The organism is Actinoalloteichus fjordicus (assembly GCF_001941625.1).
GTDB lineage: Bacteria > Actinomycetota > Actinomycetes > Mycobacteriales > Pseudonocardiaceae > Actinoalloteichus_A > Actinoalloteichus_A fjordicus.
Map to the genome: position 1 here is coordinate 3,331,417 of NZ_CP016076.1, position 15,763 is coordinate 3,347,179.

A 15,763-nucleotide genomic window follows, 5' to 3' on the forward strand; every position below is an offset into this window, starting at 1 on the left:
CTGGTCGTCTCCGCCAAGGGGCACGACGGGCGAGGGCGGTGCCCCGCCGCCGGTGCGCGCCTGCCGGGTCGGCGTCGGCCGGTGTCGGAGGCGTCGTCGGGGTCCGGCAGGATCGGCGGCGGACGTCGACGCTGGTCACGAGGGAAGCGGTGGGACATGCTCACGGGGTATCGGACGATCGCCCGGAACGGTGAGCACGAGATCGAGATCCGCCGTTCCCGATTCCGCTGCCTGCTGAGCAGGGTCGACGACGAGGACGCGGCCCGGGCGGTGATCGCCGCGCGCCGTAAGGAGCACTGGAACGCCACGCATAACTGCACGGCCTACGTGCTCGGCGCCGCCTCGGACAAGCAGAAGTCCAGTGATGACGGTGAGCCCGCAGGCACGGCGGGGGTGCCGATGCTGGAGGTGTTGCGGCGACGTGAGCTCAGTGACGTGGTCGCCGTGGTGACGCGGTGGTTCGGCGGGGTGCAGCTCGGCGCAGGCGGTCTGATCCGCGCTTACGGTCAGGCGGTCGCCGAGACGATCGATCTGTTCGGCACGGTGGAGTTGCGTCCGTGCAGGCTGGTGACGGTGGCGGTGGACTTCCCGCAGGCCGGGCGGATCGAGCACGCGCTGCGGGACTCGGCGTATCCGGTGCTGGCCGCCGACTACACCGACCGGGCACGGTTCGAGGTGGCGGTGGCCGAGGAGGCGTTGCCGGAGTTCACCGAGTGGGCGGTGACGATCAGCAACGGCGCGGCCGAGCTGGTGCACGGCGAGCTGACCTACGTGGAGGGCAGGCAGTAGGCGCGGGATGACTCGCCCACCCGCGTCGACCCGTACCGCCCGGGGGCGCTCCCGGAGGAGGGCGGTCGGCCGACTGAACTCGGAGACGATCTCGTCCTTCCCGGACCGGACCGGACCGGACCGGCGGGGCGTCGTCTCGTGTCGTCTCGGCGGGGTGCCTGCCGTGTCCGCGTCCGTTCCGGTGGCGGCAGGCGATCGACACGCCAGGTTCGTCCGAAGGAGATCGCCGCGTCGTGTCGAAGTGGCGGTGTGGCGTTCGACGAGTAGGCAGGAGACACGTTCGACGCGAGACCCGAATCGTCGGACGGCCGAATGGACGGACCGGGAGAACACGCGATGAGAAGACTGACGGTGACCATGTTCCTGTCGTTGGACGGGGTCGTGCAGGGGCCGGGAGGTCCTGACGAGGACCGCGACGGCGGCTTCGAGCACGGCGGCTGGACCGTGCCCTACGGCGACGCCGACCTGATGGCCCTGGTGACGGGCTGGTTCGGCCGGGCAAGCGGATTCCTGTTGGGACGGCGAACCTACGACATCTTCGCGGCGTACTGGCCGCTGGTCACCGATGAGGAAGACCCGATCGCCACCCGGCTGAACAGGCTGCCCAAACACGTCGTCTCCCACCGCATGACCACGCCGCAGTGGCAGCACTCCACAGTGATCGGCGGCGACGTCGCCGAACAGGTCGCGCGACTCAAGGAAGACGATCCGGACGGTGCAGGCGGGGAGTTGCAGATCCACGGCAGCGGCGGTCTCGTGCAGAGCCTGATGGTCCACAACCTGGTGGACGAGTATCGGCTGCTGATCTACCCCGTCATCCTGGGCACCGGGCGGCGTCTGTTCGTCGAGGGGAGTCCGCCCACGGCGCTGCGGCTGGTCGACTCCACGATCACCGGCGCGGGCGTCGCCGTGCACACCTACCAGCCCGCCGGGCGTCCCACCTACGGCACCTATGCCCTGGAGGACTCCTGATCGCCGGCCCCGCTCCCTGCCAGGCCTCGGCGGGCGACGGCGGACGTGTCGTGTAGGTCGCAGACCTGGGCGCCCGCCCGCTCGGCGTCTCCGGCCGGGTCGGGGACGCACGGCGGGGCACTCCGACCGTGGTCCGGCGTGCCCCGCCCTCGCCCACGGCCATCCCGCCGAACCCGGCGTGCGGCGGGGCCGTGGAGGTGCCCTCAGTCGTCGGAGGTCGGTCGTGTCGGCGCCGAGGACTCGCCGGGTACGGTGGGCGGCAGAGCACGGGAGCCGTCCCCGCACCCGACGTCTCCTCGGCGGCAGGCGCTGTCCCCGTCGCGGCGACCTCCCGGACCACCGTAGGTCGTCGACCCGGCAGCAGGCGGCTGATCAGCGGGAACAGCAGGATCACCGCGATGATGACGTAGATCGTCACCGCGATCGGCGAGGACACCAGGCCCGTCGGGTCGCCGTCACTGATCTGCAGGGCTCGCCGCAGTTCGCGTTCGGCCGACGGGCCGAGGATCACCCCGGTGATCGCGGGGAGCACCGGAAGCCCGAACCGGCGCATCGCGAAGCCGAGCAGACCGATCACGAACAACAACAGCAGGTCCAGCACCTCCCCGCCCACCGCGTAGGCGCCGACGCTGGCGAAGAACAGGATGCCCGCGTACAGGTAGGGCCGGGGGACCTGCAACAGCTTCGCCCACAACGGCGCCAGCGGAAGGTTCAACGCCAGCAGCAGCACCGAGCCGATGAACATGCTGGCGATGAGCGTCCACACCAGCCCCGCCCCCCGCTCGAACAGCAGCGGACCGGGCTGGATGCCGTACTGCTGGAACGCCGCGAGCATCACGGCCGCCACCGCCGTGGTCGGCAGTCCCAACGTCAACATCGACACCATCGTGCCCGCGGCCGAGGCGCTGGCGGTGGCCTCCGGACCGGCAGTCCCTCGACCGCGCCGTGGCCGAACTCGTCCTGGTTCTTGGAGAGCCGTTTCTCGGTGACATAGGACAGCACCGTCGTCATGTCCGCGCCGCCCGCCGGGATTGCGCCGAACGGGAACCCGATGAACGGTCCACGCAGCCACGGCTTCCACGACCGACGCAGCTCGGCCCTGCCCAGCCACGGCCTGCCCACCGGGATCGGCCGGCCCGGGGTGTGTCGCAGATGCGCGGCCACCCACAACGACTCGCCGATGGCGAACGGGCCCACCGCGACCAGCACGATGTCGATGCCGTCGGCCAGGTGCAGCGACCCCAAGGTGAGGCGTTGCTGACCGGTCATCTGGTCCAGCCCGACCAACCCGATCGTCAAGCCGATGAGCAGCGAGGACAACCCGCGAGTCCGTGACTTGCCCAGCAGGGCGGTGGTGGCGTGGCCACGAACGCCAGCACCATCAACGCGGAGTAGTCCGGAGCACCGCACGAACCCTGCGCCCCGACCTCGTCCTGCTCGACGTCTACCTGCCCGACATCCACGGCCGCACCGTCCTGCGTGAACTACGCACCCAGGACACGACCGACGGCACCGTCGCCGAGACCATCGTGGTCACCGCCGCTCAGGACGTCGAGACGGTACGCGGAGCCGTGCACGGCGGCGAACGCCTGGAATCCTTCGCCTCGATGCACCGCAGGCTCGCCGCCTTCCCCGACGAACGGGAGGTGACCCAGCGCCAGGTGGACGAGGTGTTCGGCGCCCGCCCCCGCAGCACCGACACCTCACCCAAGGGAGTGGCCGCCGAGACCGCGTCGGTGGTCGCCGACACGCTGCGCACCGCCACCCGCGCGGGACTCGGCCTGTCGGCCACCGAGTGCGCGGAACAGACGGAACTGTCCAGAGCCAGTGCCCGCCGCTACCTGGAGTACTTCGTCGACGCCGGTCGCGCCGAGGTCCGACTCCGTTACGGCAGCACCGGCCGCCCCGAATGGCGCTTCCGCTGGGCAGAGGGCGGCAGTCGACCCTGATGCGACCGCGACCGGCTGGCCACCCGAGCACCTGCGGTGCCCGCCACACGATGCGCTCCTACCGCAGCCGCCACTCGGACACACCCCGCGACTGACCCCGCGACTGACCCCGCGAACCTGCCGCCCACGACACCCCCACCGCAGCTGATCACCGCTCGACCCGACCCGGTCCGCCCACCCGCCGACACCGACATGTCACCCGTCGACGGACGGCGCCTGCCGCCCGCAGTTTCGATCAACGCAGCAGGCTCTCGGCGGCCCCGCACCCCGCGAACAGTCGAGGACCGCTGCTCACCGACCCGGCGCGGCCGTCTCCCCACAGCCGCCGGACGACACGACGGGGTCGAACAGACCCGCCGGATCGTGGTGGGCGCGCAACGCGGTGAGCCGACGCCGGACGTCCGGCCGGTGTGCGGTCCGTAACTGATCGGCCGTCACCCGACCGAACAGAAAGTTGAGGCCGCGCCCCGCCGTCGACGGCCGTACCGCTTCCAACGCACTGGCATGAACCCCCAGGACCACGTCGATGTCGGAGACCCGCGCCGCCGGGGCCGGAACCGACCCTCCGACGTCGTTCCCGTCCCCGCGCCCGCGCCCGTTCGACAGACCGGCGCCGACCCGACGGACACCGACCTGCTCGGCTGCGGAGATCGTCACCGGCGAGAGGACCCCCAACAGATACCGGGCCTCCCGATGCCCGACCGCGTCGGCCGTGCCGGGCGGCCTGCCCAACGCCCCGCCGAGGTGTGTGACCTGGACGACGCACATCACCGGTGCCTCCGGCCCGCACACCGACAGCACCGTGTCCGCCGCCGACCAGTCGGGGCCGGTCAGCATCGCGTTGTCGCCCTGGTAGGCGTGCGGCTCGGTCGGGTCGGCGTTGATGACGTCGGACTCGGCGAACGTCATGTCCCGCAGGGCGTCGTCGGTGACGCCCCCGATCCGCCGTAGCGGGGCGACCCGCCGCTCCCCGTCCGCCGGGTCGCCGAGATGGGCGACGTGAACCTGCACGATGCGCCGTCCCCGCTGCTCGGCCGGGATGTCGGGGGAGTCGGGGAAGGAGATCACCGCCACCGACGAAGACGACCCCTCGGGCGCCGAGGCGGTCCAGTCCAGGTAGGCGGCCACCACCTCGCCCGCCCGCCCGGCGTCGAAGGTCAACGTGCCGCCGTAGAGCCGGGTGACCTCACTCAGACCGATCCGCATCCCGGTGACGACGCCGAGACCGTCCCGGCCGCCACGCAGCCCCCAGAACAGATCCGGATCGGACTCGGCGGTGACGTGTCGAAGCCGCGCGTCGGGAGTGACGACGTCCAACGCCCGCACGTGCTCCGCCGCCCAGCCCTGCGCCCGGCCCAGCAGACCCAGGCCGCCCCCGAGGGTGTAGGCGATCGCGTTGAGGTGCGGCGCACTGCCGGAGGGCGGCGCCAGACCATACCGGGCCGCAGCCTCGATCACCGCGTCCCAGCGGGCCCCCGCCTCGACCCACGCGGTCCGCGCGACGGGATCCACCGCGACCCCCGCCATCCGCCCGGTGGCGATCATCAGACCGCCCGCCGGTGCCTCGGAGGAGAGCCCGTGGCCGGTGGCCTGCACCGACACCGACAGCCCTCGCTCCCCGGCGTACTCGACGGCCGCGCGGACGTCGGCTGCCTGCGTCGCTCCGACGATCACGGCGGGCCTGCGGGCCCAGGCGGTCTGGAAACCGGTGCGCTCGGCGTCGAAACGGGCCTCGCCCGCCCGCACCACCGGGCCTCGGATCAGACCGAGAAGCGCGTCGTGTTCGGCTCGCCGATCCTTCGTCGCACCGCCGGGCGGCCGCCTCGGCGACCCCGACGGCACTCTCGACTGCTGGTGAGCGGACATCTGTTCCTCCTTCTTCTGCAACGGGACTTCTCGCGGCCCGCCCCGCACAGGCTCACGCGAGGCGGCACCGTGCTCGCGATCGGCGCGACGAGCACACTTCGAAGACGGTCCGGCGGCGCCGAACGTGAGATCAGCGCCCCGATGCGGCGCCGAATTCCCCCGAAAGGTAGAAGTCCTTGCGGACAGCTGATGTCCGTGACGACTGCCAGACTGCTCGGCGTGTCCAGGAACATGCCTGCCCGGATGCTGCGGCTGGTGTCGCTGCTGCAGAGCGGACGCGAGTGGACCGGTGGTCCACTCGCCGAGCGGCTGGGCGTCACCGACCGCACCGTGCGACGTGACGTCGACCGACTGCGCGCCCTGGACTACCCGGTGCAGGGCACCACCGGCATCGCGGGCGGCTACCGACTGTCCTCCGGGCGGAACCTGCCGCCGTTGATGTTGGACGACGACGAGTCCGTCGCCGTCGCCGTGGCGCTGCGCACCGCCGCAGGCGGGATGACCGGCATCGAGGAGACCGCCGTGCGAGCACTGGCCAAGCTGGATCGCCTGCTGCCTGCCCGGCTGCGCCCGAAGGTCGCCGCCGTCGCCGACATGACGGTCTCCGTCACCGCCCGCGCAGGACCCGACGTCGACCCCGCGACGCTGCTCGCGTTGGCGTCGGGCTGCCGGGAACGCGAGGTGCTGACCTTCGACCACCGAGGGCGCAGCGGCGACCGCGCACCACGCCGGGTCGAGCCGCACCGGCTCGTCGTCTCCCACGGACTCTGGTACCTGCTGGCCTTCGACCTCGACCGCGACGCCTGGCGTACCTTCCGCGTCGACCGCGTCACCGACCCCCGCCCCACCGGTCGGCGGGCCCGGTCACGACTCGCACCCGCCGACGTGGTCGCCCTCCTGACCAGGTCCGTCACCACGGCGCCGTATCGCCACACCGCCGAGGTCACGGTGACCGCCACCGCCGCCGAGGTGCGAGCCTGCCTGCCCACGACGATCCCCGACCGCATCACGACTCTCGACGAGCACCGCTGCCTCGTCCGACTGGGCGCGGACTCCCTCGACTCGATCACCGGGGACGTGACGGCACTGTTCGTGCTCGGCCCGACGGTCACCGTCGAGAGCGGCCCGCCGCTGACCGACCACCTGCGGACGCTCGCCCACCGGCTCGCCACCGCGGTGACCCCGACCGGCGGGGCCCGACCACCCGGAGGCGATCCGCCGCACCGTCCGGCGGTGTGATCACCACGGTGCACGACCGTCCGTCGGGGAGAGACCCGACCGGCGAGCCGCTGGTCATCGACGAAAGACCAGCAGACCGGGCCGTTCCGGTCCGGCAGTCAATCCCGCCGAGGACACCTCCGCGCGCAGTTCGGCCTCGTCGACCGGCCACAGGTCGAAGGACTCGAACTCCTCCCGGGCCGCGCCACCCGGTGCGGTCACCCGGTAGTGGAAGGTCCACCGCAGGCACCGTGATCCCGCGATCGGCGACGCCACGACCGAGACCTCATACCGCGTGTCGCCGACGTCGACGGTGGACAGCGTCGTCGGTCGTACGGGGGCAGGACCGGTGCGGTCCACCACCAGCAGCCCGCCGGGTCGCAGCATCGCCCGCGCCGTCGACCAGAGCCGATCCCGCGTCGGCGGCGGCAGCGCGTCCACGAAGTTCACACACACCATGAGGTCGACGGGCTCGATCGGCCTCAGCTCCTGCACGGGCTCCGGATACACCCGGACATGTCTGCGCATGGGCGTCGAGCCGGCCCACCGGGACAACAGCACCGCCCGCATCGGGCGCGACGGCTCCACCGCGTGCACCGGCACCGACGTCGACTCGGCCAACACCTCGGTGACGATGCCCGTACCGGCCCCCACCTCCAGGATGCCCGCCCGCGCCGACCGAGCCAGCGAGGCCAGCTCTCGCTGCGCCTTGCGTCGGTATCGGCTTCGATGCAGCAGGTCGTAGAACTCCGAGGTGACCCGGTAGGGCTCGGCGTCCGGGACCGGCGCCGAACTCGATGCCTGCGCCGAGGGGGCGCGCGTCACGGTCGCGGGGCGTGTTCGGCTCATGGCCACATCATCACGGCCGGGGCGCGTCGGGGCGCGTCGTCGGTTTCCCCGGACCGTCACGGCCCGCCCCGCCACGACGCGCCCAGACCGAACCGACGCCGGGACGGCGCCGACTCGCGCGGTCCCGGACCGGACCCCTACGGTCTGTGATGATCACAGGAGGTGATGAGATGGTCACAGAGAGGTGGTCATCGATGATGTGGCCACTGCTGGGCGCGCTGCTCGTCGCCTGGCTGGTTCTCTTCGGGATCGTGGTGGTCGGGGTGCTCCTCGTCGACTGGCTGCGACACTGCAGGCAGCGACGACAGGACCGCGAGCAGTTCGCGGAGTATCGACGCGCCATCGCCGTGCTGCGCCGCGGCCGGGTCACCCCCGGTGCCTGCCGCCGGGCCGTGCGAACCCGCGAGAACCAGAGGCGGCCCGCACCGAAGGCGGGTGTGAACCGCCCGTCCTGACCCGCATCGCCGCGACCCGCAGGGGCCCGACCGGCCCCGAGTCGCATGCCGCGAACGCCGCCGCCGTGCACACCCCGTCCGGGGCGGCACCCTGCCGGGACCGCCGATCAACGACCGGACGTTCCCGGCAGCCTCGACACCCGCACCCGCAGGACCGGCAAGAGCCCCACCCGGTGGCCGCCGCCCCCGCCGCGAACCCGGGTCCGCACCCCGGAAGCCCGGCGGGGGCACGAGGCCAGCCTGCGGCGCTGATTCCGTAGGGTTGTCGGCGTGTCTTCAGCCATCATCGCGGCATCGCCGAGCGAGCCCGCGGATCAGGACGGCCCGCCGTCACACCAGCGGCGCCGGACCGTGCTGCGCGTCCTGTCCGCCCTCGCGGCAGGGGCGCTGCTGTCCCTGACCTTCGCACCGTACTCGTGGTGGTGGCTGGCCCCGATCGCCCTCGCCCTGTTCGCCTCAGCGATGCACGGGCGCCGGGCCCGCGCGGGCTTCGGCCTGGGCTTCCTCGCGGGAATGGCATTCTTCCTGCCCCTGTTGACCTGGACCAACGAATACGTCGGCGCGGTCCCCTGGGTGGTCCTGGCCGCGTTGGAGGCATCGTTCTTCGGCCTGGCCGGGATCATGATCGCCCTGGTCGGCAGGCTGCCCGCCGCGCCAGTGTGGGCAGCGGCCTCCTGGGTCGCCGCGGAGGCCCTGCGCGGCGCGATCCCGTTCCGAGGCTTTCCGCTCGGGAGCGTGGCCTTCGGTCAGGCCGACGGCCTGTTCCTCTCCCTGGCCTCCCTCGGCGGCGTCGCCCTCGTCGGGTTCGCCGTGGCACTCTGCGGCTTCGGCCTCGCCGACCTGGCCCGCCGCGTGCTGGGCGCCCGCCGCCTCACCACGGACGGTGCATCAACCGCCGAGTCACGAACGCTCGTCAAGCCCGCGATCCTGACAGTCGTGCCCGCACTGGCCGCGTTGGCCGCCCTGCCCGCAGTGGGCACCGACGCCCAGGAGGGCACCGTCACCGCCGCCCTGATCCAGGGCAACGTCCCCCAGCTCGGCCTGGAGTTCAACGCTCAACGACGGGCCGTCCTGGACAACCACGCCGACCGCACCCGGGAACTCGCCGCCGACGTCGCGGCAGGCCGCGAACCACAGCCCGACATCGTCATCTGGCCGGAGAACGCCTCCGACATCGACCCCTTCCGCCACGCCGACGCCGACGCCGTCATCGACTCGGCCGTGCGTGCCATCGACGCCCCCACGATGGTCGGCACGCTGGAGACCCCAGACCAGGGCGACATCCATAACACGGTCGTGCACTGGGACCCCGACGGCGGCCCCGTCGACACCTACCGCAAACGCGAGATCCAGCCCTTCGGCGAGCGCATCCCGCTGCGCGGCCTGGTCTCGGCGGTGATGGGCGTGGTCAATCCCTCGATTCGCATCCCCGACCGCGAGTATCAGCCCGGTGACGCGCCCGGCGTGTTCGCCATGGGCAGCGCCGACGTCGGCGTCGTCACGTGCTGGGAGGTGGCCTTCGACCACCGCGTCAACGACACGGTGCTCGCCGGTGCCACCGTGCTCGCGGTGCCGAGCAACAACGCGGCCTTCGGCCTGACCGCGATGTCGGAACAGCAGCTGGCGATCTCCCAGGTTCGGGCGGTCGAACACGGCCGTGCCGTCCTCGTCGCGGCGACCAGCGGCATCTCCGCCGTGGTCTCCCCGTCGGGCACCGTCGTGTCGTCGACTGACCTGTTCACCGCCGATGCACTGGTCGCGGAGATCCCCCTGCGCTCGACGACTACGCTGGCCACCCGGCTCGGCGCGGGCCCCGAGTGGATCCTCTCCGCTCTGGGCGTGGCGGCGGCGGGCTGGGTCGTGATCGGCGGCGTCCGACGTCGCCGACTCGACAGGCGGTCCGCCGTTCAGGACGAGTCTCACCAGTCCTGAGACGGCGCAGACAGCAGTACAGCGAAGGTCCCGGGCGCCACCGGGAACGGGGCGACATGATCGGGAACGGACAGTCGACGCAGGCGGGAGCGGCGTCGACGAGGAGGAGACACATGGCGGAGCAGCCTGCCGAGCACGAGAGCCAGGCTCCCGGCCTGGACAAGGTGCTGGTGGTCATACCGACGTACGACGAGCGGGAGAACATCGGCCCGATCGTCGCGCGTCTGCACGCGGCGCTGCCCACGGCGGAGGTGCTGGTCGTCGACGACGGCAGTCCGGACGGCACGGGGGAGTTGGCCGACGAGATGGCCGCCGAGGACCCGCGTGTCCATGTCATGCACCGCACGGAGAAGGCCGGGCTGGGCGCGGCATACGTGGCGGGCTTCAACTGGGCGTTGGAACGTGACTACGGGGTCGTGGTGGAGATGGACGCCGACGGCTCCCACGCCCCCGAGGAACTGCCTCGGCTGCTCGCGGCGCTGGGTGACGACGCCAACGGCGCCGACCTGGTGCTCGGCTCGCGGTACGTGCCCGGTGGTAGAACGGTGAACTGGTCCAGACGCCGGGAGTGGATCTCGCGCACCGGCAACCTGTACTCCAAGATCGCGCTGGGTGCCCCCGTGAAGGACATCACCGGCGGATACCGGGCGTTCCGCAGGCAGGTGCTGGAGAAGATCCGCCTGCACAACGTCGCCTCGCAGGGCTACTGCTTCCAGATCGACCTGGCCTGGCGGGCCATCGAAGCGGGCTTCACGGTCGCCGAGGTTCCGATCACCTTCACCGAGCGGGTGCACGGTGAGTCGAAGATGAGCGGCAATATCGTTCGCGAGGCGCTGCTGCGGGTGACCAAGTGGGGGCTGCGCCGACGCGGACGGCAGATTCAGTCGCTGCTGGGCGGGAGACGCGCGAACTGAGCCCACGGGCTCGGCACGGCGCGGACGTCACGTCGCGGACGCCCTAGCAGGCGATCATCGACGCCGCGCTACTCCGGCGGCAGGGGCGAGATCATCGGGCGGCATCGCGGGCGCGGACAGCGGCGAGTCGACGTAGGGACCGCCGTCGCAGCCCCGGCGGCGGGGACGTCGGGTGCTGTTCGGCACGGAGTCACGCCGAATGCGACGTCGGGAACGAGGCGGGTGCCGGTGAGGCGACCGTGGAGCGGGGACTCCGCTGTCACCCGACGGGCCGTATCCGTCTGACCGGGAATCCCGGCAGTCGTCACATCAGAGCGTGTCGCGGTCGCTCACCGCAGCGGCGAGGCGCCGGCCGTCGCGGCAGCCGGCACGGGGGCACCGGCCGTGCGTGTCACGTCTGCCGTGCTGGGCACCGCGTCCGCCCGTCAGACGACGCGCGGACGCACGACGGCACAGGCCTCCACACGGCAAGGCCGCCTGAACACATCCGGTTCAGGCGGCCTCCCCCGCCGCATCGTGCGGCCCGCAGCTCAGGCGGACCGAGAGGTGCGCCTGCCGCGCAGCTCTTCGAGCCGCTCGGACAGCAACTCCTCCAGCTCGGGGATCGTCCGGCGCTCCAGCAGCATGTCCCAGTGGGTACGAGCCGGCTTGACCTTCTTGGGCTCCGGCTCGTTGCCGTCGAGCATCTTCGACTCGTTGCCGTGCAGCCGACATTCCCAGATCGAGGGGACCTCGGCGTCGTCGGAGAACGGGACCTCGAAGTCGTGGCCCTTGGGGCAGGCGTAGCGCACCGTCCGGCGCGGTGCGAGGTCGTGATTGCGGTCGGTCTCGTAGCTGACGGCTCCGAGCCGGCTGCCACGCAGAACGCGGTCGGCCATAACGGTGTCCTTTCGCTCGGTCCAGGGTCTGGATCGACCCTGGGGTACGTGCTCACCGAGTGCAACGACGGTGAGGTCGTTGTCGTTCCCGGTTTGGCCTAGTCGGTTGCCCACGGTGACGTGTTTCACGCGTCAACGAAGGCTTCCTCCATAGGGATGCAATCGGGCGCTGTTCGTGACGCGTTATCCGCCAAGTAGCGAGCACGACCACACGAATGGGTGATGGTGCCCAGGGCGGAGGTTATCAAGCCAGACTCAGTTGCCCCTGTCCAGTAGCGATCGGACCGAGATCACCCGCCCTGAAATGACGACGACACAACACTTGGTAACGCACCGTGACAGATTCTTGGTCGGGGAGGTCTCGACCGTCCGGGACGGCAGCGCCTGCGGAGGCCCCGTCCTGCCCGGTGTCGGCCACCAGAACGGTGTCACCGGCCCGGATCACCCGCCCGTCCACCACCCGGGCGTTGAACCGTCCGGACGAGCCGCACCAGCACAACACCTCCACCTGCACCGCCTGAATCAGATCCGCCAACTCGAACAGCCGCCGAGAACCGGGGAAGAGCCTGCTCTGAAAGTCCGTCGCGATCCCGAAGCAGTACACGTCCACCTGCACGTCATCGGCCAGCTCGGCCAGCTGATCCACCTGCGACGCCGTGAGGAACTGCGCCTCGTCGACGATCAGGTAGTCCACCGGCCTGCTCGCCGACCAACGCCCCCGCACCAGCTCCCGAATGTCCAGGTCCTCGTTGACCTCCACCGCACCCCGGGTGATGCCGATCCGACTGGAGATCTTCGGCTGTCCTGACCGGTCGTGACGAACCAGCAACATCCCCTCACGGCCCTGCCGCGCATGGTTGTGATCGATCTGCAACGCCAGCGTCGACTTCCCGCAGTCCATCGGACCGTAGAAGAACCTCACCTGACCCGCCGCCCGCCGCCCGGAACGCCGGGGGAGCGAGGAGAGGGCATCGGTCGGGTCATCGGCCAACACTGCACTGTCCACGGCCGCAGACCTTACGGTGTGCACCGATCAGCCCGACGCACCCGCACACTCCCCGGACCGAGATCACACCACCTTCGGCGGCCGGTTGCCCGCCGCCACGATCGCCCGCCGCACCGGGACCAGCGCAACCAGGATCAGACCCACCACGAAGAACACCACCAACGACACGATCGCCAGCCGATAGGACCCCGTCGCCTGCCCGGCCGCCGCGAACACCAGCGGACCCAGCCACGACGTCGCCCGCTCGCCGACCTCGTACACCGAGAAGTACTCCGCCTCCCTGCCCGGCGGCACCAGCTGAGAGAACAACGACCGCGACAGCGCATTCGTTCCGCCCAGCACCAGACCGATGCCCACCGCCAGCCCGTAGAACTGGAACTCCTGGCCCGCCTCGACGAAGAACGCCGCGCCCACCACCACCACCCACAGCACCAGACTCACCATGATCGTCCGCTTGGCACCGAAACGCCGCGCCGCCCGCCCATGAGCCACCGCACCGACGAACGCGATGAACTGCACGATCAGGATCGTCGTGATCAGCACCGTCCGATCCAGGCCCAGCTCCCGCTCGCCGTACTGGCCCGCGACGTTGGTCACCGTCACGATCCCGTCGTTGTAGACCAGGTACGCCGCCAGGAACCCCAGGGTCAACGGATAAGACTTCGCCTCCCGCAGCGTCTGCCCCAACTGCCGGAAACCCGCCCGGAACACCGCCACACCCCGCTCACGGCCCTGCGGCGGCTGATGACCACGCAGCCGCGCCAACGGGATCAGCGTGAACACCGCCCACCACAGCCCCGCCGTGAAGAAGCACCACCGCACCGCCTCGGCCTCGGTCAGGCCCAACGACTCATGGCTCAGATAGAGAGCCAGATGGAACGCCAACGCCAGGCCCCCGCCCAGATAGCCGAACGCCCAGCCTCGAGACGACACCCCGTCCCGTTCGTCGGCGTCGGCGATCTCCGGCAGGAACGAGTAGTACACCACCACCGAACCGCCGAAGCAGATGTTGGCGAGGATGAACAGCACCACCCCGAGCTGCCAGTTCGTCCCCGCTAACAACGCCAACGCCGAGGTCGCCGCCGCCCCGGCGAAGGCGAATCCGCCGAGCATCACCCGCTTGTTCTGCGTCCGATCCGCGATGGCACCGGTGATCGGCAGCACCAGCACCTGCACCACCGTGGCCACCGACAGCAGATACCCCCACAGCGACCCCGCCGGGAACGACAGCCCCCATAGGCTGATGTCGCAGTCCACCAGGGCCGAGCCGTCCGCACAGGACTGCCCCTCGGCCCGTGCGGCGGACTCGGCGACCTCCGTCAGATACAGCGACAGGAAGACCGTGATGACCGAGGTCGGGAACACCGAGTTCGCCCAGTCATACCAACACCAGCCCCGCTGTTCCCTGCGCCGTTGTGCGCTGGTCGGCGCACTCTCGACGCCCGGCTCCACGACGTTCGACCCCACAGCCCGATTCCTCCCACCGGGTGAACTCCAGGCACCCGGTGGCGGGACTGTACTCGGCGTTTCACACCCCATGACCAGGAACGGCAGAGCCGACACCGAGCAGACACCGGTTCGTCGCGACACCAGCGGCGACCCGTCGCCGATCGTTCACCGGAGCCCCGTCGCACGACCCGCAGCCACCCCGGAAGCGGCCGTCGCGCCCGCCCTGGACGATCACCGCGCCGACGGCCACGCCCCCCGCGCCACCAGCTCCGCCCGCAGCAGGTCGGGACGATCCGTCACCAGCCCGTCCACCCCCAGATCCAACAGCTCCCGCATCCGAGCCGGATCGTCCACCGTCCAGACGTGCACCTCCAGCCCCCGACGCCGCACCGCCCCCACCAACCGCTCGTCGACCACCCGCAACGACCCGCGATGCAGCGGCACCTGCGCGAGCCTGCCCGCCACCGGCAGCCCGTCACCCCACCGACCGAGCCGCGACGAGGCCCACAACAGCCGCGCCGACCCACGCCCCAACGACGTCATCAGCCTCGGCCCGCCCACCCGCCGAAGCACCCGCAGCCGCCGCTCCTCGAACGAGGCCAGACACACCCGCGACCACGCCGACATCCGCTCCACGACCCGCAACACCGGACCCACCGCCTGGTCCGACTTCACATCGATGTTGAACCGCGCCGCAGGCAACGCCTCCAGCACCTCCTCCAACCGCGACACCGGCTCCCGACCGCCGATACGGGCCCGCCGCACCGCCGCCCACGGCAACGTCGCCACCACCCCCGCCGAGTCCGTCGTGCGACCCAACGTCGCGTCGTGCTGCACCACCACGACCCCGTCGGCGGTCGCCCGCACATCGGTCTCCAGATAGGCGAACCCCTCCGCCCACGCCCTGGCCAACGCCGAGGCGGAGTTCTCCATCCCCGCCAACTCGTCGAGATGCCAACCACGATGAGCGAACGCCCGAGGATGCGGGCCGTCGAGATACGGATGCGGTCGAAGCCGTCGTCGATGCACCCGCCCAGTGTGGGGTGCGGCGTGGCACCTCGGCAGGAGAGGCCGAGCCCGCTAGCGTTCACCGCCGTGGAGCATCTCGCCGACTCCCTCGCCCCGATCACGCGCCGCGAACCCCGACACTGCACCTGGTGTGGCGCTCGCCTCTCCTCCTCAGGCCGGACCGGGCGACCACGCCGATATTGCGGACAGGCCTGTAGACAACGTGCCTATGAACGTCGCAGCATGGTGCAACGCGGCGGGCTGCCCGACGACGCGGTGGTGCTGTCCGCCACCGAGATCACCGATCTCCAAGATCGCCTGTTCCAACTCCGCTGCGCCGCGGAGGACGTCCTCACCGGAGTCGAGGAGGGCCTCGACACCGAGGAGATGCACCGGCTGGCCGCCGAACTCGTCGAGACGGCGGGGCGGCTGGAACGTCTGCGCTGACGATCCCAGCGCAGACCGCGGCTTGCCCACG

Annotated in this window: 14 protein-coding genes and 1 pseudogene; 8 read left to right on the forward strand and 7 right to left on the reverse strand. The window is 71.1% G+C overall.

The window, feature by feature from the left end; translation table 11 throughout:
- The first annotated feature begins 156 nt into the window (after positions 1-156).
- Together UA74_RS14770 and UA74_RS14775 are read left to right on the forward strand one after the other, a co-directional pair.
- Entirely contained in the window at positions 157-789 is a 633-nt protein-coding gene (locus tag UA74_RS14770) for a YigZ family protein (protein ID WP_075764567.1), read from the forward strand.
- Positions 790-1,125: 336 nt separating this feature from the next.
- Positions 1,126-1,761, forward strand: coding sequence for a dihydrofolate reductase family protein (locus UA74_RS14775; RefSeq protein ID WP_075766143.1), 636 nt, complete (start codon positions 1,126-1,128; stop codon positions 1,759-1,761).
- 349 nt (positions 1,762-2,110) lie between these two features.
- Here UA74_RS14775 and UA74_RS14780 read toward each other — a convergent pair.
- A pseudogene (locus tag UA74_RS14780) lies at positions 2,111-3,167 on the reverse strand (tripartite tricarboxylate transporter permease); the annotation flags it as partial.
- Between the two features lie 51 nt (positions 3,168-3,218).
- On the opposite strand from UA74_RS14780, the gene UA74_RS14785 reads away from it, so the two are divergent.
- On the forward strand, positions 3,219-3,710 hold the full coding sequence (locus UA74_RS14785) for a hypothetical protein (RefSeq protein WP_404799992.1): 492 nt from the start codon (positions 3,219-3,221) through the stop codon (positions 3,708-3,710).
- Between the two features lie 291 nt (positions 3,711-4,001).
- On the opposite strand, the gene UA74_RS14790 is transcribed toward UA74_RS14785, so the two are convergent.
- The gene (locus UA74_RS14790) at positions 4,002-5,576 is read right to left on the reverse strand and encodes an FAD-binding oxidoreductase (RefSeq protein WP_157442224.1); all 1,575 of its coding nucleotides are present in this window, start codon (positions 5,574-5,576) and stop codon (positions 4,002-4,004) included.
- A 189-nt stretch (positions 5,577-5,765) separates the two neighbouring features.
- Here UA74_RS14790 and UA74_RS14795 point away from each other — a divergent pair, with 189 nt between their 5' ends.
- Positions 5,766-6,815, forward strand: a complete 1,050-nt coding sequence (locus tag UA74_RS14795; protein WP_232237766.1) for a helix-turn-helix transcriptional regulator — start codon at positions 5,766-5,768, stop codon at positions 6,813-6,815.
- Positions 6,816-6,869: 54 nt separating this feature from the next.
- Here UA74_RS14795 and UA74_RS14800 read toward each other — a convergent pair whose 3' ends face one another.
- Positions 6,870-7,643 (reverse strand): class I SAM-dependent methyltransferase, encoded by a 774-nt coding sequence (locus tag UA74_RS14800; protein ID WP_157434202.1) that lies wholly within the window; start codon positions 7,641-7,643, stop codon positions 6,870-6,872.
- A 194-nt stretch (positions 7,644-7,837) separates the two neighbouring features.
- On the opposite strand from UA74_RS14800, the gene UA74_RS31810 reads away from it, so the two are divergent.
- The 3 genes from UA74_RS31810 to UA74_RS14815 all read left to right on the forward strand — a co-directional run bounded on the left by UA74_RS31810 (position 7,838) and on the right by UA74_RS14815 (position 10,944).
- Positions 7,838-8,098, forward strand: coding sequence for a hypothetical protein (locus UA74_RS31810; protein ID WP_157434203.1), 261 nt, complete (start codon positions 7,838-7,840; stop codon positions 8,096-8,098).
- 270 nt (positions 8,099-8,368) lie between these two features.
- Positions 8,369-10,030 (forward strand): apolipoprotein N-acyltransferase, encoded by a 1,662-nt coding sequence (gene lnt, locus UA74_RS14810; protein ID WP_075740824.1) that lies wholly within the window; start codon positions 8,369-8,371, stop codon positions 10,028-10,030.
- A 113-nt stretch (positions 10,031-10,143) separates the two neighbouring features.
- Positions 10,144-10,944: a polyprenol monophosphomannose synthase gene (locus UA74_RS14815; protein ID WP_075740825.1), complete on the forward strand. Its 801-nt coding sequence runs from the start codon at positions 10,144-10,146 to the stop codon at positions 10,942-10,944.
- A gap of 530 nt (positions 10,945-11,474) precedes the next feature.
- On the opposite strand, the gene UA74_RS14820 is transcribed toward UA74_RS14815, so the two are convergent.
- The 4 genes from UA74_RS14820 to UA74_RS14835 form a co-directional block, all read right to left on the reverse strand.
- A complete protein-coding gene (locus UA74_RS14820; protein ID WP_075740826.1) occupies positions 11,475-11,822 on the reverse strand; it encodes an RNA polymerase-binding protein RbpA in 348 nt (115 codons plus the stop codon).
- Between the two features lie 244 nt (positions 11,823-12,066).
- Positions 12,067-12,828, reverse strand: coding sequence for a thymidine kinase (locus UA74_RS14825; protein ID WP_075740827.1), 762 nt, complete (start codon positions 12,826-12,828; stop codon positions 12,067-12,069).
- 63 nt (positions 12,829-12,891) lie between these two features.
- The gene (locus UA74_RS14830) at positions 12,892-14,295 is read right to left on the reverse strand and encodes an MFS transporter (RefSeq protein WP_232237767.1); all 1,404 of its coding nucleotides are present in this window, start codon (positions 14,293-14,295) and stop codon (positions 12,892-12,894) included.
- Between the two features lie 213 nt (positions 14,296-14,508).
- The gene (locus UA74_RS14835; RefSeq protein WP_075740828.1) at positions 14,509-15,306 is read right to left on the reverse strand and encodes a glycerophosphodiester phosphodiesterase family protein; all 798 of its coding nucleotides are present in this window, start codon (positions 15,304-15,306) and stop codon (positions 14,509-14,511) included.
- A gap of 66 nt (positions 15,307-15,372) precedes the next feature.
- Between UA74_RS14835 and UA74_RS14840 the strand changes: the two genes are divergently transcribed.
- A complete protein-coding gene (locus tag UA74_RS14840) occupies positions 15,373-15,732 on the forward strand; it encodes a hypothetical protein (protein ID WP_075743842.1) in 360 nt (119 codons plus the stop codon).
- Positions 15,733-15,763 lie beyond the last annotated feature (31 nt).